Genomic DNA, 21,727 nt, shown 5'->3' on the forward strand with positions numbered 1-21,727 from the left:
AGTCAGCGCCCGGTGATCGTCCGCCGGTCAGGGGGAGTGGGGTGCGTCCACGGTGCCGTCGGGCGGCGGCAGGATGTCGGCGGCGATCCACGGGAACACCCACGTGAAGAGGACGAACACGATCGCGACCAGGAGTACGAGCAGCTCGAGCACCTTGAGCGCAGTGGGGCCGGGCAGGAGGCGCCACACGAGGGGGAAGATCACTTGGCCGTCTCCGAGAGTTCCTTCGGCGTGCCGTCCGACGCCTGCATCCAGTAGTCCATCTTCGCGTGCACGATGTACCGCTCGGCAGCGGACCACATCGGGTGGCAGGCCGTCAGGGTGAGCCAGCGGTCCTCGGCGCCCGGCTCGACCCCGGGCTTGTTCGGCACCGGAGCGATGGTCTCGATCTTGTCCGGCGTGACGATCTGGCTGTCGGTCACCTTGTAGACGTACCAGACGTCGAACTCCTTCTCCGCGTCCGTGACACGGACGACGATCGAGTCACCGTCCTGCATCTCGGCGATCTGGTTGAGCGGCTTGCCGTAGGTGACACGGTGACCGGCGACGGCGAAGTTGCCCTCGGCCCCGGGCATCGCGGTGTCCTGGTAGTGCCCGAGCCCGATCGTGTTGAGGACCTGCTCGCGGTCCGTGCCCTCCCCGATCGGACGCGTGTAGTCCGCGCCGAAGCGGGGGATCTGCATGGTGCCGAACACGGTCGACATCCCCGGCGGCTCCGACAGCACGGGTGCCTCGTCCCGGTGCTCCGTACCGACGGCCTTCTTGGTCTCCGGCTGCTTGAGCGTCTCCACGAGGGCGCTCTGCTCGTTCACGGCGACGACGTCCGTCCACCAGGCGGTCCACACCACGTAGAGGCCCGTGCCCGCTCCCGCGATGATGAGGAGCTCCGCGAGCAGTGCGACGAGCGCGCCGAAGACGGTCTGGCGGGGGCGTCGTCGCCGGGGCCGCTCGGCATCGGCCGCGTCGCGGGCGTCGCGTCGCGTCGGCAGCGTGTCGTGAGAGGTCACTGGGGCTCCGGTTCGTGTGGACGGCGCAGTAGGTCTATCAGACCACGGCGACGGCTCGCTGCGGGGATCATCCACAGGGCGGTCCACCGCTACCGTGGTGGAGATGGAGCACCTCATCCGCCCGTTCCGTCCCGAGGACACCGATGCCGTCGTCGCGCTGTGGGAGTCCTGCGGGCTCGTCCGACCGTGGAACGACCCCCGTCGGGACATCGCACGCAAGCTCACCGTGCAGCCCGAGCTGTTCCTGGTCGCGGAGGGCGCTGCCGGGGGTGCCCCGGAGGTCGTCGCCGCGGGCATGGCCGGTTTCGACGGGCACCGGGGCTGGGTGAACTACCTCGCGGTGCGCCCGGACCTGCAGGGCGGCGGGCTCGGACGGGCGATGATGGCCGAGTTCGAGCGGCTGCTCACGGACATGGGGTGCCCGAAGCTGAACCTGCAGGTCCGCGCCGGGAACGAGCAGGTGATCGCCTTCTACGAGACCCTCGGGTACGCCCCGGACCAGGCGGTCTCGCTGGGCAAGCGGCTCGTTGTCGACGACGCGGGTCCGGGGCCGGATGCGGTCGAGGTCGGGCGATCGGGCGCCGCAGGACTCTGACGATTCCTCGCAGTCCTCTCAGGACAGGGCGAGCCCGACGGATGCGGCGAACGCCAGCACGATGCCCGTCGCCTGCACCGCGGTGAGCCGTTCACGGAGCACGAGCCCGGCGAGGAGGACCGTCCCGATCGGGTAGAGCGCGTTGAGCACGCTCATCACCGGCAGGGTCGACGGGTCGTCACTCGAGTGCAGGCCCGCCTGGATGAACAGGTTGGCGACGGCGTCGAGGACCCCGCACCCGACCACCGCGAGCACGAGCGCCCGGCCCGGTCCGGACCGCACGGCACCGGACCCGGCGCCGGCAGGACCGCCGGCCGACCCTGCGTCGTGCGGCGGGCCTCCCGGCCGGAGCCGCACGACCACGAGTGCCGCCGCACCGAGCAGGACCGCCTGCACGACCCGCGCCACCACGAGCGTCGCGACGCCCGCGTCCGGCGGTGATGCGTCGTACGCCAGGACGATCCCGCCGAGCCCGCACCCCGCCGTCGCTGCCGTGACGACCCCGCGGGCGGTCAGGCGGGCGCCACCGCTGTCCGGCACCGCCGCCACGAGGACGACGGCGACGCCCGCCACGACGAGCGCGACCACCCCGAGCGGGGAGAGCACCGTGCCGCGGAGGAGGGCGACCGCGACCGGCACGACCGCGGTGAAGACCGCCGTCAGCGGCGACAGGACACTCATCGGTCCGGTCGCGAGCGCCGCGTACAGGAGGAGCACGCCGACGCCGCCGGAGACCCCGGCCACCACGCCCCATCGGACGGCCTCGCCGCCGAAGCGACCGCCGAGCAGGGCGAGTCCGACCAGGAGCGGCGCGAGACCGACGGCGGCGGCGACCGCCGTCACGGACACCGCCCGTGCCCGGCGGGACGCGAGGCCGCCGAGGAAGTCCGCGGCGCCGTAGACGACGGCGCCGGCGAGGCCGAGCAGCACGGTGATCACGGGTCCCATCCTGCCCGGACCGGTACCCTGCTCGGCGTGAGCGTTCCCTACCACCGGTTGCCCCGTGTCGATGCGGCTTGGCGGTGGTGGCGTCCGCTCGTGGCCCTGGCGGTCTTCCTCGGCTTCTACGTGCTGTCGCAGATCGTCATCGCGATCGCCTACTTCGTCCCGATCGGGGTGCAGCGCGGCCCGGAGGGGCTGAACGACCTGCTGGCGAAGCTGTCCGAGGGGGCTCTCGACCCGACGGACCCGCTCGTGTTGTCGATGTCGCTCGTGTCCCTCGTGGTGCTCCTGCCGGCGATCATGCTGTCGATGAGGATCGCGCGGCTCGGTCCGTACGGGTTGCTGTCCTCGATCCGGCTGCGCGTCCGGTGGGGCTGGCTCGGGTGGTGCCTGCTGCCGCTGCTGGTGCTGGGGATCTTCATGTTCCTGCTCCAGTCGTGGGGCATGTTCGCGTTCGACGGCGGGCTGCACTGGAACACCGCCGCGATCGGTCAGTCCACCGTGTCGGTGCAGACGCTGACGGTGACGATCCTGCTGGTCGTCCTGCTCGTGCCGTTCCAGGCGGCGGCCGAGGAGTACGTCTTCCGCGGGTTCCTCATGCAGACCATCGGCTCGTGGATCCCGGTGCGGGTCGTCAGCACCGTGGTCGCCGTCGGGGTCTCGACGCTGCTGTTCGCCGTCCTGCACGTCCCGAACGGGTACAACATCTGGGGCATCCTCGACGTCGGCTCGTTCGGGCTCGTCGCGGCGGTCATCGTGCTCCGGACCGGCGGGCTCGAGGCGACGGTCCTCCAGCACGCGCTGAACAACATCATGATCTTCGTGCTGCAGGCGCCGGGCTGGTCCGAGATCGACCTGACCGGCGAAGGCTCGCAGGGCTCGTGGCAGGGCTTCGTCGTCACGCTGGCGTCGTCCCTCGGGTACTGGGGACTCGTCGAGCTCGTGGCCCACTGGCGGAAGCTGGACCGTCGCTTCCCGGGACAGGAGGCCCCGCGGTTCCGCGGGCCGGTGCCGCCCTGGGCGGGCGGGCGGCAGTGGCTCCGGCCGGGAGGCCCGGGCTGGGCCGGTGCGCCGGCGCTCGGTGACGGGTCGGTCACCCCCGGCGACCCGGTGCGGGAGCCCCTGCCGGTCGGCGCCGGTGCCGCCGCGGACGCAGACGCGGGTCGCGGTGCGTCCGCCGATGCCGGTCACGCCGCGTCCGCAGCGGTGACTGTGGAGAAGTCCGGTGGTGTCGGCCCCCGGCCGTAGGCTCGTCGCATGAGTCCCACCGCGCCCGCGCCCGAGTCGGCGGGCACCCGCTCCGCCGCCCTCGACGTGCTGCACCGGGTCTGGGGGTACGACGCCTTCCGCGGGGAGCAGGCCGCGATCATCGACCGTGTCGTCGCCGGCGGGGACGCCCTCGTCCTCATGCCCACCGGCGGCGGCAAGTCGCTGTGCTACCAGGTGCCCTCGCTCGTGCGCGACGGCGTCGGCGTCGTCGTCTCGCCGCTCATCGCCCTCATGCAGGACCAGGTCGACGCCCTCGCCGCGAACGGCGTCCGGGCCGCGTTCCTCAATTCCACGCAGGCGCCGGACGAACGTGCTCGGGTCGAGCGCGCGATCGTCGCCGGCGAGGTCGACATGCTCTACCTCGCTCCGGAGCGCCTGAGGATCGAGTCGACGCGCGCGCTCCTGGACCGGGCCCGTATCGCGCTCTTCGCCATCGACGAAGCACACTGTGTCGCCCAGTGGGGGCACGACTTCCGGCCGGACTACCTCGAGCTGAGCATCCTGCACGAGCGCTGGCCGACCGTCCCGCGCATCGCCCTGACCGCCACCGCGACGCCGCAGACCCACCGCGAGATTTCCGCCCGGCTCGGACTCGACGACGCCGCCCACTTCGTCGCCGACTTCGACCGGCCGAACATCCAGTACCGCATCGAGCCGAAGACCGGCGCCCTGCAGCAGCTCCTGACGTTCATCCGCACCGAGCACAGCGGGGACGCCGGCATCGTCTACTGCCTCTCCCGCAACTCGGTGGAGCGGACCGCTGCCGCCCTGGTCGACCAGGGGATCGCCGCGTTGCCGTACCACGCCGGCCTCGACGCCCGGGTGCGTGAGCGCAACCAGTCCCGGTTCCTGCGCGAGGACGGCATCGTCATGGTCGCCACGATCGCGTTCGGCATGGGCATCGACAAGCCGGACGTCCGTTTCGTCGCGCACCTCGACCTGCCGAAGTCGGTCGAGGGCTACTACCAGGAGACCGGTCGTGCCGGCCGCGACGGACTGCCCTCGACGGCGTGGTTGGCGTACGGCCTGAACGACGTCGTGCAGCAGCGCCGGATGATCGACCAGTCCGAGGGCGACGCCGCACACCGCCGGCAGCTCAGCGCGCACCTGGACGCCATGCTCGCCCTGTGCGAGACGGTCGAGTGCCGACGGGTGCGCCTGCTCGCCTACTTCGGGCAGGAGTCCACGCCGTGCGGCAACTGCGACACGTGCCTCGCGCCGCCGGAGTCCTGGGACGGCACCGTGCCCGCACAGAAGCTGCTGTCGACGATCGTGCGGCTCGACCGTGAGCGCGGGCAGCGGTACGGGGTGGCGCACCTCGTGGACATCCTCACCGGCAAGCAGTCGCCGCGCGTGCAGGAACTCCGGCACGACACCCTCGCGACGTTCGGCATCGGCCAGGACCTGTCCGACGCCGACTGGAAGGCCGTCGCACGCCAGCTCCTGGCGCAGGGGTACGTGGCGGTCTCCGGCGACGGGTACGGCACGCTCGTCCTCAGCCCGACCAGCGCCGACGTCCTGGCCGGACGGGTCGAGGTCCGGATGCGTCGCGACCCGGTGAAGGCGCCGCGTGCCGGTCGCTCCCGCCGAGCCGTCGTGTCGGACATGCCGCAGGAGGCCATGCCGCTGTTCGAGTCGTTGCGACAGTGGCGAGCCGGACAGGCACGCGAGCAGGGGGTCCCGGCGTACGTCGTGTTCAACGACGCCACTCTGCGCGGGATCGCCGCGGTACGACCGTCCGACCTCGACGAGCTGTCCGAGATCTCCGGTGTCGGTGCGGCCAAGCTCGACTCCTACGGGCGTGCGGTCCTGGACGTGGTCGCCGCCGCCGGGTGAGACGCGGGCATCGGGTATTGCAGATGTGAAATACGCGCACTATGCTCGGTCTCACTCGCCGGCACCGACATCGGCGGGACATCCGACTCCTCCTCCTCGGGAAAGGTCTGCTGTGTCCTCCACGCCGCTCTTCGACGCGATCGCCAGGCGAACGGCCGCGGCCGGCGTCACCCCCGCTGCCGGTCGTCCGTCCGGCGGTGCAGTGTCCGCACCGGGCGTACTTGGTGCACCGGCCGCTCCGGTCCGACTCGACGCACCCGCTGGACTGGCCGGTCCGAGCACGTCGGACCCCGCACTGCCTACGGACCCCGCAGTGCTCACGGACCCCGCAGTGCTCACCGCGCCCGCCGAGCCCACCGCGCCCGCAGTGCTCACCGCGCCCGCCCGGGCGACCCCTCCTGTCGCGCCGGTTCCTCCCGCCCCACCCGTCCCCACGGACCTCATCGCCGTGATCGACGGGATCCCCGCCCGCCTCCGCGCGTCCCTGGCGCGCGAGTACCCCGTCAGCCGTGAGCAGCTGCCCCTGGTCGAGGCGGTCGTCGACGCCGTCACCAAGGCGGTCGTCGACGCGATCGCCGTCGAGCTCGACCGGATCACCACGAGCGGCGTCATCCGGTCCTGACCCGCGGCGCGCACCCGGCGGCGCGCACCCGGCGGTGCGCACCCTGCGGTGCGCGGGGCCCGACCCCGCCGCTCTGCCTCGCCCCCACCTCTGCCTCGACCCCACCGTCCTGGCCCGAGTCGGCCGGGACGCCGCCCCGCGGAGCGGCGTACCGTCGACCTGGTCGTGGCGCTCGGGCCACGCGGTAAGGAGACCACGGTGCGCGTGTCGGTGTTGGGAACCGGAGCGATGGGAGCGGGTGTCGCGCAGTCGTTGCTCCGCGCAGGGCACGACGTCACGGCGTGGAACCGCACGACGGAGCGCGCGCGACCCCTCGCCGACCTCGGCGCGACCGTCGTGGCAGAGGTCACGGACGCGGTCGCCGATGCCCAGGTCGTGCTGCTGACCCTGTTCGACACCGACGCGGTGGTGGACGTCCTCGAGCAGGCCGCCGGTGATGCGCCGCAGGACGCCGTGTGGGTGCAGGCGTCGACGATCGGGGTGCCGGGCACGGAGACCGTCGTGCAGCTCGCCGCGAAGTACGGCATCACCCTCGTCGAGGCCATGATGCTCGGCACGAAGGCGCCGGCCGAGCAGGGCAAGCTGACCATGCTCGTCGCGGGCGATCCCGACGCGATGTCCGTCGTCGAGCCCGTGCTCGATGCCGTCAGCGCCAAGGTCGTCCACGCGGGCGACCGGGTCGGCCAGGGGACTGCCCTGAAGCTGGCTGCCAACGCCTGGATCGCGTCGATCACCGCGGCCACCGGGCAGTCGGTGGCGATCGCCTCGGCACTCGGCCTCGACCCGCAGCTGTTCCTCCAGGCGATCGAGGGGTCGGCGAGCGACTCCGCCTACGCCCACACGAAGGGCGCGGCGATGATTGCGCAGGAGTTCCCGGCGCAGTTCGCCCTCGACGGTCTGCGGAAGGACATCGCTCTCATCACCGAGGCAGCTCGGGATGCCGGCGTCGACACCACCCTGCTCGACGCACTCGGCCGGGTCTACGCCGAGGCCAGCGCTGCCGGGCACGGCGGGGACGACATCGCGGCGGTCGGCACCGCGTTCTGACGACCGTCAGGACCGGCGGAACACCTGCCGGAGTCGTCGGGCGACCCGGCCCACGGACTCGTCGTTCAGGGTGTTCGCGAGAGTGAAGGCCTCCTGCGCGGGATCCGCGCCGTCCCGGATGCGTCGCAGTGCGGCATCTGCCCGGGCACGCGCGTCGAGTTCGGCCGCGGGCATGTCGTCCTCGGGCTCGCGCATGCCCTCAGCGTACGGCGGGACGTGTCGCGACACGGACATCAGTACTCGTCGTGGTCCGCGGACTCGTCGACGGCGCCCGCCATCTCGCGCAGGAAGGCCACGACCACGGCCATGTCCTCCGGGGGCAGGTGCTGCGCGACCTCGACGGCACGGGAGTCCAGGTCCCCGATGACGGCCAGGGCCCGACGCATCGAGCGACCCGTGGCGGTGAGGATGACCCCACGCCGGTCGGCCGGGTCAGCGTGCCGTTCGACGTGACCGGAACGGACGAGCCGGTCCACCAGCGCCGACGTCGACGCCGCGGTGATGCCGAGGCGCTCCGCGAGTTCCTTCGAGTTGACGGTCCGGCCGGACGTCTCGGCGTCGACGAGCACCCGCAGGGCCATCAACGCGTTCTCACCGATCCCGAGTTCCTCACGCACACGACGCTGGGCGGAGCTCTCGGCAGTGCGGTACCGACGCAGCGCGTTCAGCACGTCCACCGCGTCGACCCGGGAGTCCTCGCCGTACCAGAAACCCGGGGCTGCTGTCGTCACCTCGGAAGTCATGGGATCAATGCTAGACGGTCTAGTTAGTTTGTCTAGCGAGCGCGTCACATGCACGTCCACCGTCCAGGGAACGAAGCGAGCGACGGTCTGCAACACTCGGGACGTCATCCCGAAACACCCCGGCAACGCGCGGTCAGTAGGTTCGCCGCATGCAGGAGTCGCCGTGCTGAACCGACTCGCGCGGAGCGTCCACAGCGTCGGGGGCGCGGTCGAGCGGACGGACGTCGTCGCGCGTCTGCTGGACGTGCACCTCGCGCGCCGGGACCCCGCGGCCGAGACGGGCTCGATCGGCCGGAGCCTCCGCGGCGTCGTCGGCGCCACCGTGCCGGAGGACGTGGACCTCGGTCCGGACGCGACCCTGGACGCCCTGGCGCTCGACCGCCACGAACCGGCCTCCATCGCCGCTGCGGTGGCGGTCGCCCGGGACGACGCGCGTCGTGCGCGTGACGTCGTCTCCACCGAGCTGTGGGACTGCCTCAACACGACGCGGTCGCGGCTGCCGCGCAAGATCGCGGGGGAGCGGGCGCACGAGTTCCTCGGCTGGGTCCGCGAACGGAGCGCCCTCGCGGTCGGGGTCGTCGACGGGGACGCCAGTCGCGACGAGGTGTGGGAGTTCTTCACCCTCGGTCGCTCGCTCACCCGGTTGACGGTGACCGCGCGGATGCTCGCGTCGGACCTCCTCGACCCGGCCTCGGCGGCGTCGTGGACGACCGCGCTGCGTGCCTGCGGTGCGGGGGAGGCGTTCCACCGCGAGCACCGGCGCGGCACGACGTCCTCGGAGGCGGCCACGTTCCTGCTCCTCGACGCGCACAGCCCGCGCTCGCTCCTCTTCCTCACCCGCCGGAGCGAGGAGTGCCTCGACGACCTCGTCGGCGTGCACCTGGCGGCCGAGGTCCGGGCGTTCGGCGATGCCCGCGCCGAGCTCGAGACCCTGACGCCGGACACCGCGGTCGACGCCGCCCGGTCGGCCGGAGCGCGGCTCGCGCTGGCCGCGGAGACGGTGACGGCGGCGCTGGACGCTCGCGTGTTCGCCGCACCCGAACCGGTCGGCTGACACCGGGCCGGACCGGGCCGGGCCAATCCGGGCCAGGGCCAGGGCCAGGTCAGGTCAGACGGCGCTCGACCGGTCCGCCACCACCTCGTCGTGCTCGAGGTCCCGGCGCACGGCCGCTCGGCTCGCCCGCGTCCCGACCACCGGTGTCGACCGCGTGACGGCGAGGTGCAGACGTGCGTCGGCGTCGTACCGCAGCCGGAGGTGCTGGGACCGAACGAGCCACAGGACGGCGATGGCGAGCGTGACGAAGCCCGCGAGCGCGCCCACGACGATCGCCCACCGCGGTCCCCAGGCGTCGGCGACGGCACCGACGACGGGAGCACCGACGGGGGTGCCGCCGACGAAGATCGCCATGTAGAGCGCCATCACGCGGCCGCGCATCGCCGGGGTCGTGGTGGTCTGCACGAGGGCGTTCGCCGTGGTCATGAAGGTCAGGGCTGCGAGGCCGACGAAGGCGAGCAGGACCGCGAAGACCCAGTAGGTCGGGGCGAGGGCGGCCGCGGTGCAGGCGAGGCCGAACCCGCCGGCGGCGAGGACCAGCGTGCGCATCCGGGGAGCGTCGCGCCGTGCCGCGAGCAGGGCGCCGAGCACCGAGCCGACCGCCATCACCGAGTTGAGCAGCCCGAAGTCGCCCGCACCCCGGTGGAACTCCACCCGCGCCATCGTCGAGGTGAAGATGGGGAAGTTCACGCCGAAGGTGCCGACCACGAAGACCATGGCGAGCACGACGAGGATGTCCGGCCGGGTCCGGACGTACCGGAACCCCGCGACGAGCTGCCCCTTCCCGCGGGCGGCCCGCGGGCGGTCGGCGAGCTGCCGTGGGTCGACGAAGCGCAGGGCCACGAGCACCGCGAGGAACGACCCCGCGTTGATGACGAAGACCCACCCGGAGCCGATCGCCGCGATGAGGACCCCCGCGACCGCCGGGCCGACGAGCCGGGCGGCGTTGAACGACGCGGAGTTCAGCGCGACGGCGTTCGACACGTTCTCGCCCGTCACGACGTCGGACACGAACGCCTGCCGGACCGGGGTGTCGAACGCGGCGACGACACCGAGTGCGAGGGCGAAGCCGTACAGGGTCCACAGCGTCGCGGTGTCGGTGAGGACCATCACGGCCAGGCCGAGCCCGAGCAGTCCCATCAGGCCCTGGGTCACCATGAGCAGGCGACGCCGGTCGAAACGGTCCGCGACCAGTCCGGTCCAGGGCAGCAGGAGCAGTTGCGGACCGAACTGCAGCGCCATCGTGACGCCGACCGCGACGGCGTCGTCGTCGGTCAGCTGGGTGAGGACGATCCAGTCCTGGGCGGTGCGCTGCATCCAGGTGCCGATGTTCGACACGAGGGCGCCGGCGAACCAGATGCGGTAGTTGCGTCCCGAGAGGGACCGGAACACGGCGCTCACCGGGCGGCGAGCTTCCGCATGACGTCCGTGGCGGCGGCGAGGGTCCGTCGTTCCGCCGCGGTGAGGGCCGTGAGCCGGGGACTGAGCCAGTCGTCACGACGCTGCCGGGTCTCGGCGACCAGCTCGGCGCCGGCCGGGGTCGGGCAGAGCAGCACCTTGCGTCGGTCGTCCCCGTGGTCGTCCTTCGTCAGCAGGCCGCGACCGATGAGGACGTCCACGGTCTTCGTCATCGACGGGGGTGTGACGCCCTCGGCCCGGCTGAGGTCGGCGAGCGTCATCGGCCCGTCGCGGTGCAGCAGGGCGAGGGCGGAGAACTGGGCGTCGGTGACGGACGTGTCGGCCTTCTGCCCGCGGAGCGTCCGCGAGAGCCGGTTCACGGCCACACGGACGTCGGTCGCGAGTGCGGCGTGCGGAGCGGGCGGGCGACGCGCGGTGGTCGGGAGCGGGTCGGTGGCGGTCACGGATCGTCAGCCTACCTCATTAGTTCAGCGAACGAACCAATTGGGTCGCATCGCCGCGGCTGTCTCCGACCGCAAGGCGTACGATGGGCATCTGGACAACAGGTGTTGTCCAGATGAGACGGGCCGGAAGGCACCAGGAGGAGCAGGACGCATGAACGGGTTCGAGGGCAAGGTCGCCATCGTCACCGGAGGTGGCAGCGGGATCGGCGAGTCGATCGCGAAGGAGCTCGCGGCAGCGGGGGCCTCCGTCGTCGTGACGGACATCAAGCAGGAGGCGGCCGAGCGCGTCGTCGCCGAGATCGAGCAGGCCGGTGGCACCGCGGCCGCCGTCGCCGCGAACTCGGCCCTCGCCGCCGACAACGAACGTGCCGTGCAGTTCGCCGTCGACACCTACGGCGCACTGCACCTCGCCGTGAACAACGCCGGCATCGGTGCTGCCCCGCAGCCCATCGGCGAGTACGACGTCGAGGCGTGGGACCGCGTCCGCGCCGTCGACCTGGACGGGGTCTTCTACGGCCTCCGCTACGAGATCCCCGCGATCCTCGAGTCGGGCGGCGGCGCCGTCGTCAACATGTCGTCGGTCCTCGGCTCGGTCGGCATCGCGAACAACGCGGCCTACGTGGCGTCGAAGCACGCACTCGTCGGGCTCACGAAGGTCGCGGCGCTCGAGTACACCGCGAAGGGCGTCCGCACCAACGCCGTCGGCCCGGGCTTCATCGACACCCCGCTGGTCCGGTCCTCGCTGAGCGCCGACGAGCTCGCCGGCCTCGAGTCCCTGCACGCCGCCGGACGGCTCGGCACCGACACCGAGGTCGCCGCGCTCGTCCTGTTCCTGCTGAGCGACCAGGCGTCGTTCATCAGCGGCAGCTACCACCTGGTCGACGGCGGCTACTCCGCGCACTGACCCTTCGTGCACTGACCTTCAGCACGCCCACCTCGGTGCACCGACCCTCCGTGCGGTCGCGCGGGCGGCCGCGAGCCGGTGCGCGTGCACCGGCCGGCGGACCGGCCGGCGGACGGACGGGAGGCCGGATCGCCGTGAGCAGACCTGCTCACGAGCGTCGGGCCTCCCGTCCGTCAGCGGGTCTGCGTGAGGATCGCGTCGTGTGCGAGCAGTGCGTGCACGCCCCACGTCCGGTTGGCGATCTGCGTGATGCGCATGCTCACCGCGACGCTCGCCATCGCGAGCGCCTCGGCGCGGCCGATGCCGTGCTCCGCCGCGATCCAGTCGACCATCCGGTCGAGGGCCGTCGTCGTCGCCGCGTTGAGGTCCGCGTCGAAGCCGAACGTGATGCGCCCGGCCGGGGTGTCGGCGTGGATGCCCGCGACCGGCGCCGTGTCGAGCAGGGACAGCGTCATCGTCGTCGTCATGCCGCACTCGACGGCCGTGCCGGAGACCTCGCCGTCGCCCTGGGCGGCGTGCCCGTCCCCGACCGTCAGCAGCGCGTCGGGCACCGTCACCGGCAGGTACAGCGTGGCGCCGGCGACGAGCTCGCGGCAGTCGATGTTCCCGCCACCGACGGCCCGGGGCGGGGTGGTCACATGCTCGCCGGTGGCCTCCGGCGGAACGCCGACGACGCCGAGGAACGGGGCGGTCCGGACGCCGAGTCCGAGCTGGTTGGAGGTGGTCCCCGCCGACGCGTCGATGTCCCAGAGGAGCGGCCCTCGCGTCGACGGGTCGGCGAGCCCGAGCGCTCGGTTCAGCGGGGTGTCCACCCCACCGGAACCGGTGTAGCCCCAGTCGTCCGGGACGAGGTCGTCGAACCGGACCGCCAGCACCTGCCCGGGACGGGCGCCCGCGACCGCGATCGGCCCGAGCAGGCAGTGGCCTCGTCGCGGACTGATGAGGGTCGGCACGTCGACGCCCGGTGCCGGCAGACGCTCGGTGTAGCCGGCGGCGTCGAGCGTGTGGACGGTGACGGTGTCGCCGGGCTCGACCGTCAGCACGGGCCGGCGTTCGGCGGTGAACACGTCGACGGCGGTGTCCGCGGTGGTCGCGATGCGGTGGTGGGTCACTCGGCGATCCTGCCAGGCCGCACCTGTCGGCGCCGTGGGGCGGGCCTCCCGTCCGGACGCGGGACGTGGGCCGCGGGCGGGGTGAGCGTGCCTGCGAGGCGGGTCTGCCTGCCCAGCCTGTGAGACGGGCCTGCCTGGGAGACGGGCCCGTCTCCGGGTGACGCCGCACGACGGACGAGACGCCGCCGGAACCGGCGGCGTCTCGGGTGCGAGGTGGTGTCTCGAGCAGACGGTGGCGTCTCGAACGGTCAGTGGAACTGGGGGATCGTCAGCCAGATCCCGTACAGGACGGCTGCGCCGCAGAGCGCGAAGCAGACGCCGGCACCGAGGGACGCCATGCGCGGTGTCGAGCCCGAGCGCGGGGTCTCCTCGGCGTACTGTGTGCGCTCGCCGCCGACGTCGGCGGGTTGACCGGTGCCGAGCAGGTGCAGGCCGAGCGTGTAGAGCAGCACGACGCCGACGGCGGCCACGAAGCCCACCCCCGCGACGGTGCCGATCGCTCCGAAGTCGATGTCCATCTGGTCCTCCCTCAGTTCCCGGCGGCCACGGACTCGCGCTCCGGGGCGCCCTCGCGCACGTCGTCCGCACCGATCGGCTTGCGGCGGGCGAGGACGGCGAACGTGAGCCCGCCGACCAGGGCCAGCACCGCCACGACGACCAGCCCGATGGTGGAGCTCGACGCGATCCACGTCGCCAGACCGCCCACCACCGCGGCGGACGGCAGCGTGATCACCCAGGCCACGACGATCTTGCCGACGACACCCCAGTGCACGTCGGCCAGCTTCTTGCCGAGGCCCGAACCGATGACCGAGCCGCTCGTGACGTGCGTCGTCGAGAGGGCGAAGCCGAGGTGCGAGGACACGAGGATCGTCGCGGCCGAGCTGGTCTCCGCCGCGAACCCCTGCGGGGACTGCACGTCCGAGATCCGCTTGCCGACGGTCTTCATGATCCGCCAGCCGCCCATGTACGTGCCGAGGGCGATCGCGAGACCGCAGGCCAGGACCACCCAGAGCTCCGGGGCGGTCCCCGCGCCCTGGTAGCCCGCCGCGATGAGGGTCAGGGTGATGACGCCCATGGTCTTCTGCGCGTCGTTCGTCCCGTGGGCGAGCGACACCAGGGAGGCGGACACCGTCTGGCCGTGCCGGAACCCGGTGGCGGCGCCGTGCGTGGTCGCGTTCTTCGTGATCGTGTAGGCCAGGTAGGTCGCGACGAGGGCGATCACCCCGGCGATGACCGGGGAGAGCAGCGCCGGGAGCACGACCTTGGAGACGACCGTGGCCCAGTCGACCGAGTCCAGCCCGGCACCGATCACCGACGCCCCGATGAGCCCGCCGAACAGGGCGTGGGTGGACGACGACGGCAGGCCCGAGTACCACGTGGCGAGGTTCCAGAGCACGGCGCCGACGAGCCCCGCGAAGACCATCGTCGGGGTGATGTGGATGCCGTCCTCTCCTTCGCGGATGAGGCCCTGTGACACGGTCTTCGCCACCTCGGTGGAGAGGAACGCACCGACGAGGTTCAGGACGGCGGAGATGAGGACGGCGGTCCGGGGCTTGAGGGCACCCGTGGCCACCGAGGTGGCCATGGCGTTCGCGGTGTCGTGGAACCCGTTCGTGAAGTCGAACACGAGGGCCACCACGATCACCAGCACGACGGTGACGAGGACGTCCATGCGCGGAACGCTAGGCCGGTCCCCGGAGGTGCGCGTGAACGCGGGATGAACAGGTGCGGCGTCTGCCAGGATGACGCCGTGCCCACGTTCTCCGCCGCACGAGGTGACTCCTCGTTCACCGACGCCCACGGCGTCGAGATCGTCTACTCGACCTGGCGTGCGGGCAGGGCGAAGGGCATCGTGCAGATCGCGCACGGCGTCGGGGAGCACGCGCTGCGGTACGAGCCGCTCGCCCAGGACCTCGTGCGCGCCGGCTGGACCGTGCACGCGACCGACCACCGCGGCCACGGCCGGACCGGTCTCGGACAGTGGGACGGCGACCACGGGAAGCTCGGACGCCTGGGCCCGGGTGGACTGCGGGCGGCGATCGCGGCGGTCGAGCAGATGACGACCGTGGCGATGGACGGCGACCCCGGGCTGCCCGTCGTGCTGCTCGGACACTCGTGGGGGTCGCTCATGGCCCAGCGGATCGTGAACACCTCGTCGGAGCGGTACGCGGGCGTCGTGCTGTCGGCGACCGCGCTCCGGTTGCCCGGGTTCATGAACGGCGGGGACCTCAACCGGCGGCACGCGGCGTCCGGTCCGACGAAGCACGAGTGGCTCACCCGGGACCGGGCGGTCATCGACGCCGTCGGGGTCGACCCGCTCGCGGTCGAGGCCGACGTGCTCGGGTTGTTCGGGCTGCCGGACACCCTCCGGCTGCTCGGGGTCCCGCGCCGGGCGATCCCGCACGACCTGCCGATGCTGCTGCAGGTCGGCTCCGAGGACTCGCTCGGCGGGCCCCGGTCCGTCGAACTGCTCGCGCGGGCGTACCGGCGGCGTGGTCGACTCTCCGACGTCACGGTGCGCGTGTACGAGGGGGCGCGGCACGAGGTCTACAACGAGACGAACCGTGACGAGGTGGTCGCGGACCTCGTCGCGTGGCTCGACCGGGCAGTCGACCGCAGCTGACCGGCGAGGCCGACGCTCCGGTCGGAGGATGCCGTGTCAGCTGGCGGTGCCGCCGTGCCCCGTGGACACGGCCGCGTCCACATCCGCCGACCGTGCCGCCACGCGTGCCAGGAACCGGCGCACCGACCCGTGGAACAGGTCCGGGTCCCGGTTCATCTCCGACCCGTGCGGGCAGGACGCGACCTCCACCAGGGTCGCCGCCGGTCCCGCCGCCGCGACGAAGCGCCGCGAGGCGTCGATCGGCACGTCCCGGTCGCCGACGCTGTGGACCACGAGCAGCGGGACCCCGACCGGCGGCCGCGGTCGCATCCGTCCGAGGGGGATCGGCGTCCGCATGCCGGCGAGCCGGGAGAGTCCTGGGACCGTGAGCGCACCGGCGCCGAGCACGCCGAGGAACCCCGGGAAGCCGGCCTTCACCGCGCCCCACCGGAGCGCGGTGAACCAGTCGAGGGCCGGACACACCAGGACCATCGCGTCCACGCGGTCCCGGAGTGCGGAGTCGCTCGCCGCGTGCATCGCGATCGTCGCCCCCATCGACCACCCGACGAGGACAAGCCGCTCCGCACCGTGGTCGACGGCGTACCGCATCGCGGCGTCGAGGTCGTGCCACTCGTCGGAGCCGAACGTCGCCGGCAGTCCACGGTCGTCCTCGACATCGCCGCGGTACCCGATCACGAGCGAGGTCATGCCGGCGTCGAGGGTGTCGGGGACGCCACGGAGGACGGCGGTCCGGCTGGAGTGGATGCCGTGCACGTGGATCGCCCACGTCGTCGCCCCGGGAACGGGGAAGAGCCAGGCCGGTCGGTCCGAGCCGTCCGCCGTGATCGTGACCTGGGCGGCGTCGGGCGACACGGCTGTCGGCTGGTCGAGGAGGTACCCCGTCCAGAGCAGCTCGTCACCCGGGGCCGGCAGCGTCGCGGGGGCATCGAGCACCGCGCGGCACACCCGCTCGCCGTCGTCCGTGCGGACGTCACCGAGCAGGACGCTGTGCTCGTCGTCCCCGAAGTACACCCGGTACACGCCCGGGCACCGGGTCTGCTCGTCGGCCGGCACGGTGACGCCCGCGGGACCCACGTCGAGGACGGTCACGGTCCGCTTCGGACGCGGATGGACGGCCTTGCGGGCGACCACGACACCCGCTGCGGTCGATGCTGCGAGCCCCACGGCGGCCGCTCCCGCCACAGCACGGACCACGACGCCGGTCATGCCCATGCGCGGACCCCGCCGCCACGTCCAACGCCCGGTCCGACGTCGTGCTGTCCGGCGCTGCCCTGGCTGCCGCTGCCTTGGCTGCCGCTGTCCTGTCTGACCACACGACGACCCTATTCAGGAACCAGCGACCGACCCGCGACCTGTGGACGAACACACCCACCGACGGAGAAGGCCCCGGCCTGTTGGGGGGAACAGACCGGGGCCGGACCACTCGACCCATTGGGGGGAACGGATCGAGTGGCGACGCCCGAGGCTCGAGGGGGGTCGCACCCCAGGCGTGGTGACGACGCTACGCCCGCACACGCACAGCGGCAACTCGGTTCGTTTTCAGGTGATCGGGCCGCACTGCGGGCGACGGACGCCGTTCCCGGCCACCGGACGGGAGGCCCGCTGCGGGGCCGCCACGGGCCTCCCGGAATAGGGTGGCGACATGCACGGTGAGTACAAGGTCCCCGGAGGCAAGCTCGTCGTCGTCGACCTGGAGGTCGTCGACGGCAAGATCGACCAGTTCCGCCTGGCCGGTGACTTCTTCCTGGAACCGGACGACGCGCTCCCGCTCATCGACCAGGCGCTGGACGGCCTCCGTGCCGACACCGACGCGGCCGGCATCGCCGCCGCAGTCCGCCACGCGCTGCCGGAGGATGCCGTCCTGCTCGGCTTCACGCCCGAGTCCGTCGGGGTCGCGGTACGGCGGGCGCTCTCGCGCGCCTCCTCGTGGCGGGACTACGAGTGGCAGGTCGTCCACGAGGGGCCGATCAGCCCGAACGAGCACCTCGCGCTCGACCAGGTCCTCACCGAGGAGGTCGGGGCCGGACGCCGCGGGCCGACGCTTCGCATCTGGGAGTGGGACCAGCCCGCGGTCGTCATCGGGTCGTTCCAGTCGCTCAAGAATGAGGTCGACCCGGCCGGCGCCGAGAAGTACGGCGTGCAGGTCGTGCGGCGGATCTCGGGCGGCGGCGCGATGTTCATGGACGCCGGCGCGATCATCTCGTACTCGCTGTACGTCCCGACCGACCTCGTGCAGGGCATGACGTTCGCCGACTCCTACGCGTACCTGGACGAGTGGGTGATCGAGGCGCTGAAGTCCCTGGGCATCGAGGCGTACTACCAGCCGCTCAACGACATCACCTCGACCAAGGGGAAGATCGGCGGGGCCGCACAGAAGCGCCTCGGCACCGGGTCGCTCCTCCACCACGCCACCATGAGCTACGACATGGACGGCGAGAAGATGGTGGAGGTCCTCCGCATCGGCCGCGAGAAGATGAGCGACAAGGGGACGACGAGCGCCGCGAAGCGGGTCGACCCGCTGCGCTCGCAGACCGGTCTCACCCGCGCCGAGATCATCGACCGGCTCATCGGCACGTTCACGAAGCTCTACGGCGCGACCGAGGGGCACGTCACCGACGCCGAGCGGCAGCGGGCGCAGGAGCTCGTCGAGACGAAGTTCTCGACGCGGGAGTGGCTCGAGCGCGTGCCCTGAGCGCCGACTCCCGGGGTCCGGCCGTCGCCGTCGGTGCGGATCGCGAGGATCAGCCGCGCGGCGGATGTCCTCCGTCGATCGGCCACGTAGCGTCACTCCCGTGAACTGGTTGATCTTCCTGGGGGCGGTGGCCGTCGCGGCCGTCGTGATGTGGATCGCCGACCGTCTGGGCTGGATCGACCTGTCGAACAAGGCCACGCGCGGGGGCGGATCCGGCGGTGCGGTCGGGATGCTGGACGAGGTGTTCGCCCCGACGCGGCACGAGACGCAGACCGAGTACGAACGGCAGGCGCGGTTGCCGCGGGAGGCGCCGACGCCGTCCCGTCACGACCACGACCTGCTGAGCGGGTCGGTGCTCATCCGGGTGCCCGCCGTCGGGGCACACTCGGCCGGTGCGCACCGGGCCGGTACGCACGACCGCCAGTACTGACGGGAACGCGTCAGCGAGCCGTGAGCTCCTGGTAGTCCGGGTGCCGCTCGACCCAGGCCGCGACGTAGCTGCACTGGGCGACGACGCGTCGGTCGGAGTTCGCGCGGACGTCGTCGAGTGCGTTCTGGACGAGCATCGACGCGTGGCCGCCGCCGCGGTGTTCGGGGTCGACCTCGGTGTGCACGAAGCGGATCTCGTCGCCGTCGACCTCGTAGGCCGCCAGCCCGATCACCTCGCCGTCCTCGACGAGGGAGTACTGGTTCTTGTCGGTGTCGTTGCGCACGTCGAGACTCATCGTCCGGACGTTACCCCGGTCGGCCCGGAGTGGGCACGGAGTCGTCCCGGTGCGGGCGCGGAACGTGACGAGGGCGGGTGCGCGCGACGGTGTCCCGTCGCACGGACCCGCCCTCGTCCGGGGGTACTCGGCGCAGCTACTCGGCGCTGTGGCGACCGTGCGGGTGGTCGTCGTGGCCCGACGGGGGGACCGGAGCCGCGCCGGCAGCGTGGGCGCCGTGCTGCGTCCGGATCGCGCCGGTCAGCGTCGGAGGCTCGTCCACCGGGGTCGACGCCGCGTGCGCTCCGTGCGTCGTCGCGTCGGCCGTTCCGCTGGATGCCTGGGCCGAGCGGGGCTGCGCGGGGACGTCGGGCGAGGTGGGCACGACCGCCGTCGAGCCGGTGTCGGGGGAGACGAGCGAACCCGACCCCGCGGCGGCCTGCTGTGCGTCGACGGTCAGGCGGTCGTCGTCGACGCTCTTCCGTGCGGCGTCGGCCTGCTCCTGCAGGGCCGAGGTCTTCCGGAGCGGCGGCACGCGGAAGAACCACGTGAGGACGAACGCCACGAGGACGACGGCCAGACCCACCCAGTAGACGGTCACGGCGGAGTCGCTGAACCCGACCAGGAACGGACGGCTCAGTCGCGGGTCGGCGCCGTTGAGGAAGGACGTGTCGTTGGTGGACGACGTGGTCGACGACGTCCCGCCCTTCCCGTCGCGGAGCTGGTCGACGAGCTCCGGCGCCACCGCGTCGACGACGTCACGACGCTGGTCGGCGTCGGAGTAGTCGACCTGCAGCGTGCCGTCGACGACCTCGGCGTTCGCCTTCGTGGCGGCGGCCTGCAGTGCCTGCTGCTCGGCGGCACCCTTCGCGTCGTCGACCTGCTCGGCGATGACCGTGTCGGCGGCCGCGGCGGGGACCCGTCCGGCGGCGACCTGCTGCTGGACGGCCGCGGTGACCCGCTCCGTGACGGCCTGGTCCGCCGCGCGCTTGGCCTGTACGGCGCCCTGGTCGAGACCGTCCTGCACGTTCCGCTTGACCGGCGTGACGATCGGGTCCCAGATCTGGTCCATCACGCCCGCGTTCTGCTCGGCGTTCGCCACCGCGGGGTTCAGCGCCGCGTTGAGGGCGCTCTTGAGGTCGGACTCGTTCTGGAGCGCCCCGGAGATGTTGGTCGGCATCAGGCTGAACAGCACCGAGAGCAGCACGGCGGTGCCCATCGTGCCGCCGATCTGTCGGAAGAACGTCGCGGCGCTGGTGGCGACACCGATGTCCCGCGGACTCACCGAGTTCTGCGCCGCGAGGGTCAGCGTCTGCATGAGCTGTCCGAGCCCGAGGCCGATGAGGAACATCCCGGTCATGAGGAACCACAGCGGACGGTCCGCGGTCAGGAACGTCAGGACCGTGTAGCCGACGGCGGTGAAGGCCGTGCCGGTGACCGGGAAGATGCGGTACTTGCCGGTGCGCGAGACGATCTGTCCCGATGCGATCGAGGAGATCATCAGGCCGAGGACCATGGGCAGCATCGCGAAGCCGGACTCGGTCGGGGTGACCCCCTTGACGATCTGCAGGTACAGCGGGATCGTCAGCATCGCGCCGAACATGCCGAAGCCGATGAGCACGGACAGGACGGCTGCCATCGAGAACACGTGCGAGCCGAAGAGCTTCAGCGGCAGGATCGCGTCGTCCCCCATCGCACGCTCGACGATGACGAACGCGATGAGCCCGAGTGCGCCGATGCCGTAGCAGGCGAAGGCGCCGGGGGAGTCCCAGCCCCAGTCGCGGCCCTGTTCGGCGATGAGCAGCAGCGGTACGAGGGTGACGATGACGAGGCTGGCACCCCACCAGTCGATGCGCGGCTTCCGGCGCTCGCCGAAGTTGGGCAGGTGCAGGAACGTCAAGACCATGAACAGCGCGATGACGCCGATCGGGACGTTGATGAGGAACACCCATCGCCAGCCGTCGACGAACAGCAGGTCGTCGGCGCCGGCGAAGACACCGCCGACCAGTGGCCCGATGACGGAGGAGATGCCGAACACGGCGAGGAAGTAGCCCTGGTACTTGGCGCGCTCACGCGGCGCGAGCATGTCGCCCATGATCGCCAGCGGCAGCGACATCAGGCCACCGGCGCCGAGGCCCTGCAGCGCACGGAAGCCGGCGAGCATGAGCATGGACGTCGAGAACGAGGCCGCGAGCGAGCCGATGATGAAGATGCCGATGGCCGTGATGAACAGCGGTCGCCGACCGAACAGGTCGGAGAGCTTGCCGTAGATCGGCGTCGTGATCGTCGAGGCGATCAGGTACCCGGTCGTCACCCACGCCTGCTGGTCGAGCCCGTGCAGGTCGTCGCCGATGGTGCGGATGGCCGTGCCGACGATCGTCTGGTCGAGGGCGCCGAGGAACATGCCGGCCATGAGGCCGTAGATCACCAGTAGGATCTGGCGGTGGTTCATCACGGCGTTCGACGCCGTGGTGGGGGCCGCGGGTGCGGTCGCGGTCTGTGTCATGTGCGGGACTCCCGAGGACTTTGCGCTGCGTGCAAAGTTACAACCGCCGCACGCACGGCGTTCTCCGGCGGGGCGTTCCTGTGGGGATCGGCAGCCGTCCACAGCCCGACGTGCGGCTGGACTGGAGGCCCGCATCGCGCGGTCGCCGAGGACCGGCACCAGGGGCCCGGCGCGCACGGCAGGGGTCAGCCGTGCACGGAACGGCGGCC

The 21,727-nt window shown here is 72.1% G+C and carries 23 protein-coding genes; 10 read left to right on the forward strand and 13 right to left on the reverse strand.

The window, feature by feature from the left end; translation table 11 throughout:
- Positions 1-27 precede the first annotated feature (27 nt).
- Both DEJ34_RS03045 and DEJ34_RS03050 read right to left on the reverse strand, forming a co-directional pair.
- Positions 28-204: a hypothetical protein gene (locus DEJ34_RS03045; RefSeq protein WP_181419450.1), complete on the reverse strand. Its 177-nt coding sequence runs from the start codon at positions 202-204 to the stop codon at positions 28-30.
- Entirely contained in the window at positions 201-1,007 is an 807-nt protein-coding gene (locus tag DEJ34_RS03050; protein ID WP_258368321.1) for a class E sortase, read from the reverse strand. The genes DEJ34_RS03045 and DEJ34_RS03050 overlap by 4 nt, the downstream gene beginning before the upstream one ends.
- Before the next feature lie 103 nt (positions 1,008-1,110).
- On the opposite strand from DEJ34_RS03050, the gene DEJ34_RS03055 reads away from it, so the two are divergent.
- Positions 1,111-1,602, forward strand: coding sequence for a GNAT family acetyltransferase (locus DEJ34_RS03055; RefSeq protein ID WP_110911396.1), 492 nt, complete (start codon positions 1,111-1,113; stop codon positions 1,600-1,602).
- A gap of 18 nt (positions 1,603-1,620) precedes the next feature.
- Here DEJ34_RS03055 and DEJ34_RS03060 read toward each other — a convergent pair whose 3' ends face one another.
- On the reverse strand, positions 1,621-2,541 hold the full coding sequence (locus DEJ34_RS03060) for an EamA family transporter (RefSeq protein ID WP_110911397.1): 921 nt from the start codon (positions 2,539-2,541) through the stop codon (positions 1,621-1,623).
- Positions 2,542-2,577: 36 nt separating this feature from the next.
- Between DEJ34_RS03060 and DEJ34_RS03065 the strand changes: the two genes are divergently transcribed.
- The 4 genes from DEJ34_RS03065 to DEJ34_RS03080 all read left to right on the forward strand — a co-directional run bounded on the left by DEJ34_RS03065 (position 2,578) and on the right by DEJ34_RS03080 (position 7,318).
- Positions 2,578-3,792 (forward strand): CPBP family intramembrane glutamic endopeptidase, encoded by a 1,215-nt coding sequence (locus DEJ34_RS03065; RefSeq protein WP_146236923.1) that lies wholly within the window; start codon positions 2,578-2,580, stop codon positions 3,790-3,792.
- A gap of 9 nt (positions 3,793-3,801) precedes the next feature.
- Positions 3,802-5,649: a DNA helicase RecQ gene (gene recQ / locus DEJ34_RS03070; RefSeq protein WP_110911399.1), complete on the forward strand. Its 1,848-nt coding sequence runs from the start codon at positions 3,802-3,804 to the stop codon at positions 5,647-5,649.
- A 313-nt stretch (positions 5,650-5,962) separates the two neighbouring features.
- Positions 5,963-6,271, forward strand: coding sequence for a hypothetical protein (locus tag DEJ34_RS03075; protein WP_284180700.1), 309 nt, complete (start codon positions 5,963-5,965; stop codon positions 6,269-6,271).
- A gap of 204 nt (positions 6,272-6,475) precedes the next feature.
- Positions 6,476-7,318, forward strand: coding sequence for an NAD(P)-dependent oxidoreductase (locus tag DEJ34_RS03080; RefSeq protein ID WP_220032817.1), 843 nt, complete (start codon positions 6,476-6,478; stop codon positions 7,316-7,318).
- 6 nt (positions 7,319-7,324) lie between these two features.
- Here DEJ34_RS03080 and DEJ34_RS03085 read toward each other — a convergent pair whose 3' ends face one another.
- Together DEJ34_RS03085 and DEJ34_RS03090 are read right to left on the reverse strand one after the other, a co-directional pair.
- Positions 7,325-7,513 (reverse strand): hypothetical protein, encoded by a 189-nt coding sequence (locus tag DEJ34_RS03085; RefSeq protein ID WP_110899798.1) that lies wholly within the window; start codon positions 7,511-7,513, stop codon positions 7,325-7,327.
- Positions 7,514-7,551: 38 nt separating this feature from the next.
- Positions 7,552-8,061, reverse strand: a complete 510-nt coding sequence (locus DEJ34_RS03090) for a MarR family winged helix-turn-helix transcriptional regulator (RefSeq protein ID WP_110890450.1) — start codon at positions 8,059-8,061, stop codon at positions 7,552-7,554.
- 163 nt (positions 8,062-8,224) lie between these two features.
- Between DEJ34_RS03090 and DEJ34_RS03095 the strand changes: the two genes are divergently transcribed.
- On the forward strand, positions 8,225-9,115 hold the full coding sequence (locus DEJ34_RS03095; RefSeq protein WP_181422252.1) for an alpha-E domain-containing protein: 891 nt from the start codon (positions 8,225-8,227) through the stop codon (positions 9,113-9,115).
- 54 nt (positions 9,116-9,169) lie between these two features.
- Here DEJ34_RS03095 and DEJ34_RS03100 read toward each other — a convergent pair whose 3' ends face one another.
- Positions 9,170-10,516 carry an MFS transporter gene (locus tag DEJ34_RS03100; RefSeq protein ID WP_110911461.1) on the reverse strand — a complete coding sequence of 449 codons (1,347 nt, stop codon included), beginning with the start codon at positions 10,514-10,516 and terminating at the stop codon, positions 9,170-9,172.
- The gene (locus tag DEJ34_RS03105) at positions 10,513-10,977 is read right to left on the reverse strand and encodes a MarR family winged helix-turn-helix transcriptional regulator (RefSeq protein WP_110911460.1); all 465 of its coding nucleotides are present in this window, start codon (positions 10,975-10,977) and stop codon (positions 10,513-10,515) included. The genes DEJ34_RS03100 and DEJ34_RS03105 overlap by 4 nt, the downstream gene beginning before the upstream one ends.
- 151 nt (positions 10,978-11,128) lie before the next feature.
- Here DEJ34_RS03105 and DEJ34_RS03110 point away from each other — a divergent pair, with 151 nt between their 5' ends.
- A complete protein-coding gene (locus DEJ34_RS03110; RefSeq protein ID WP_110823537.1) occupies positions 11,129-11,881 on the forward strand; it encodes an SDR family NAD(P)-dependent oxidoreductase in 753 nt (250 codons plus the stop codon).
- A 173-nt stretch (positions 11,882-12,054) separates the two neighbouring features.
- Here the strand turns inward: DEJ34_RS03110 and DEJ34_RS03115 are convergent, their stop codons facing one another.
- From DEJ34_RS03115 to DEJ34_RS03125, 3 genes are all read right to left on the reverse strand, one after another.
- The gene (locus tag DEJ34_RS03115) at positions 12,055-12,993 is read right to left on the reverse strand and encodes an acetamidase/formamidase family protein (protein ID WP_110911459.1); all 939 of its coding nucleotides are present in this window, start codon (positions 12,991-12,993) and stop codon (positions 12,055-12,057) included.
- A gap of 248 nt (positions 12,994-13,241) precedes the next feature.
- Positions 13,242-13,511: a hypothetical protein gene (locus DEJ34_RS03120; RefSeq protein WP_110911458.1), complete on the reverse strand. Its 270-nt coding sequence runs from the start codon at positions 13,509-13,511 to the stop codon at positions 13,242-13,244.
- Between the two features lie 11 nt (positions 13,512-13,522).
- Positions 13,523-14,665 carry an inorganic phosphate transporter gene (locus DEJ34_RS03125; RefSeq protein WP_110890439.1) on the reverse strand — a complete coding sequence of 381 codons (1,143 nt, stop codon included), beginning with the start codon at positions 14,663-14,665 and terminating at the stop codon, positions 13,523-13,525.
- A 78-nt stretch (positions 14,666-14,743) separates the two neighbouring features.
- On the opposite strand from DEJ34_RS03125, the gene DEJ34_RS03130 reads away from it, so the two are divergent.
- Complete coding sequence (locus DEJ34_RS03130) at positions 14,744-15,616, forward strand: alpha/beta hydrolase (RefSeq protein ID WP_110911457.1); 873 nt, start codon at positions 14,744-14,746, stop codon at positions 15,614-15,616.
- Positions 15,617-15,652: 36 nt separating this feature from the next.
- Here DEJ34_RS03130 and DEJ34_RS03135 read toward each other — a convergent pair whose 3' ends face one another.
- Positions 15,653-16,828, reverse strand: a complete 1,176-nt coding sequence (locus tag DEJ34_RS03135; protein WP_110911456.1) for an alpha/beta hydrolase family protein — start codon at positions 16,826-16,828, stop codon at positions 15,653-15,655.
- Positions 16,829-17,258: 430 nt separating this feature from the next.
- Here DEJ34_RS03135 and lplAB point away from each other — a divergent pair, with 430 nt between their 5' ends.
- Positions 17,259-18,308, forward strand: a complete 1,050-nt coding sequence (lplAB, locus tag DEJ34_RS03140; RefSeq protein ID WP_110911455.1) for a lipoate-protein ligase LplAB — start codon at positions 17,259-17,261, stop codon at positions 18,306-18,308.
- A gap of 100 nt (positions 18,309-18,408) precedes the next feature.
- The gene (locus tag DEJ34_RS03145; protein ID WP_110823543.1) at positions 18,409-18,738 is read left to right on the forward strand and encodes a hypothetical protein; all 330 of its coding nucleotides are present in this window, start codon (positions 18,409-18,411) and stop codon (positions 18,736-18,738) included.
- A gap of 10 nt (positions 18,739-18,748) precedes the next feature.
- Here the strand turns inward: DEJ34_RS03145 and DEJ34_RS03150 are convergent, their stop codons facing one another.
- Positions 18,749-19,033: a GNAT family N-acetyltransferase gene (locus DEJ34_RS03150; protein WP_110823544.1), complete on the reverse strand. Its 285-nt coding sequence runs from the start codon at positions 19,031-19,033 to the stop codon at positions 18,749-18,751.
- Positions 19,034-19,169: 136 nt separating this feature from the next.
- Entirely contained in the window at positions 19,170-21,518 is a 2,349-nt protein-coding gene (locus DEJ34_RS03155; protein ID WP_110911454.1) for an MDR family MFS transporter, read from the reverse strand.
- Between the last annotated feature and the right edge of the window lie 209 nt (positions 21,519-21,727).

This window comes from Curtobacterium sp. MCPF17_050 (genome assembly GCF_003224435.2).
GTDB lineage: Bacteria > Actinomycetota > Actinomycetes > Actinomycetales > Microbacteriaceae > Curtobacterium.

What these genes read in the sequence shown, in the direction of transcription:
- DEJ34_RS03055 (WP_110911396.1), top strand. Translation starts at nt 1,111, where the DNA reads ATGGAGCACCTCATCCGCCCGTTCCGTCCCGAGGACACCGATGCCGTC.
- recQ (WP_110911399.1), top strand. Translation starts at nt 3,802, where the DNA reads ATGAGTCCCACCGCGCCCGCGCCCGAGTCGGCGGGCACCCGCTCCGCC.
- DEJ34_RS03085 (WP_110899798.1), bottom strand. Translation starts at nt 7,513, where the DNA reads ATGCGCGAGCCCGAGGACGACATGCCCGCGGCCGAACTCGACGCGCGT.
- DEJ34_RS03090 (WP_110890450.1), bottom strand. Translation starts at nt 8,061, where the DNA reads ATGACTTCCGAGGTGACGACAGCAGCCCCGGGTTTCTGGTACGGCGAG.
- DEJ34_RS03110 (WP_110823537.1), top strand. Translation starts at nt 11,129, where the DNA reads ATGAACGGGTTCGAGGGCAAGGTCGCCATCGTCACCGGAGGTGGCAGC.
- DEJ34_RS03120 (WP_110911458.1), bottom strand. Translation starts at nt 13,511, where the DNA reads ATGGACATCGACTTCGGAGCGATCGGCACCGTCGCGGGGGTGGGCTTC.
- DEJ34_RS03125 (WP_110890439.1), bottom strand. Translation starts at nt 14,665, where the DNA reads ATGGACGTCCTCGTCACCGTCGTGCTGGTGATCGTGGTGGCCCTCGTG.
- DEJ34_RS03135 (WP_110911456.1), bottom strand. Translation starts at nt 16,828, where the DNA reads ATGGGCATGACCGGCGTCGTGGTCCGTGCTGTGGCGGGAGCGGCCGCC.
- lplAB (WP_110911455.1), top strand. Translation starts at nt 17,259, where the DNA reads ATGCACGGTGAGTACAAGGTCCCCGGAGGCAAGCTCGTCGTCGTCGAC.
- DEJ34_RS03150 (WP_110823544.1), bottom strand. Translation starts at nt 19,033, where the DNA reads ATGAGTCTCGACGTGCGCAACGACACCGACAAGAACCAGTACTCCCTC.
- DEJ34_RS03155 (WP_110911454.1), bottom strand. Translation starts at nt 21,518, where the DNA reads ATGACACAGACCGCGACCGCACCCGCGGCCCCCACCACGGCGTCGAAC.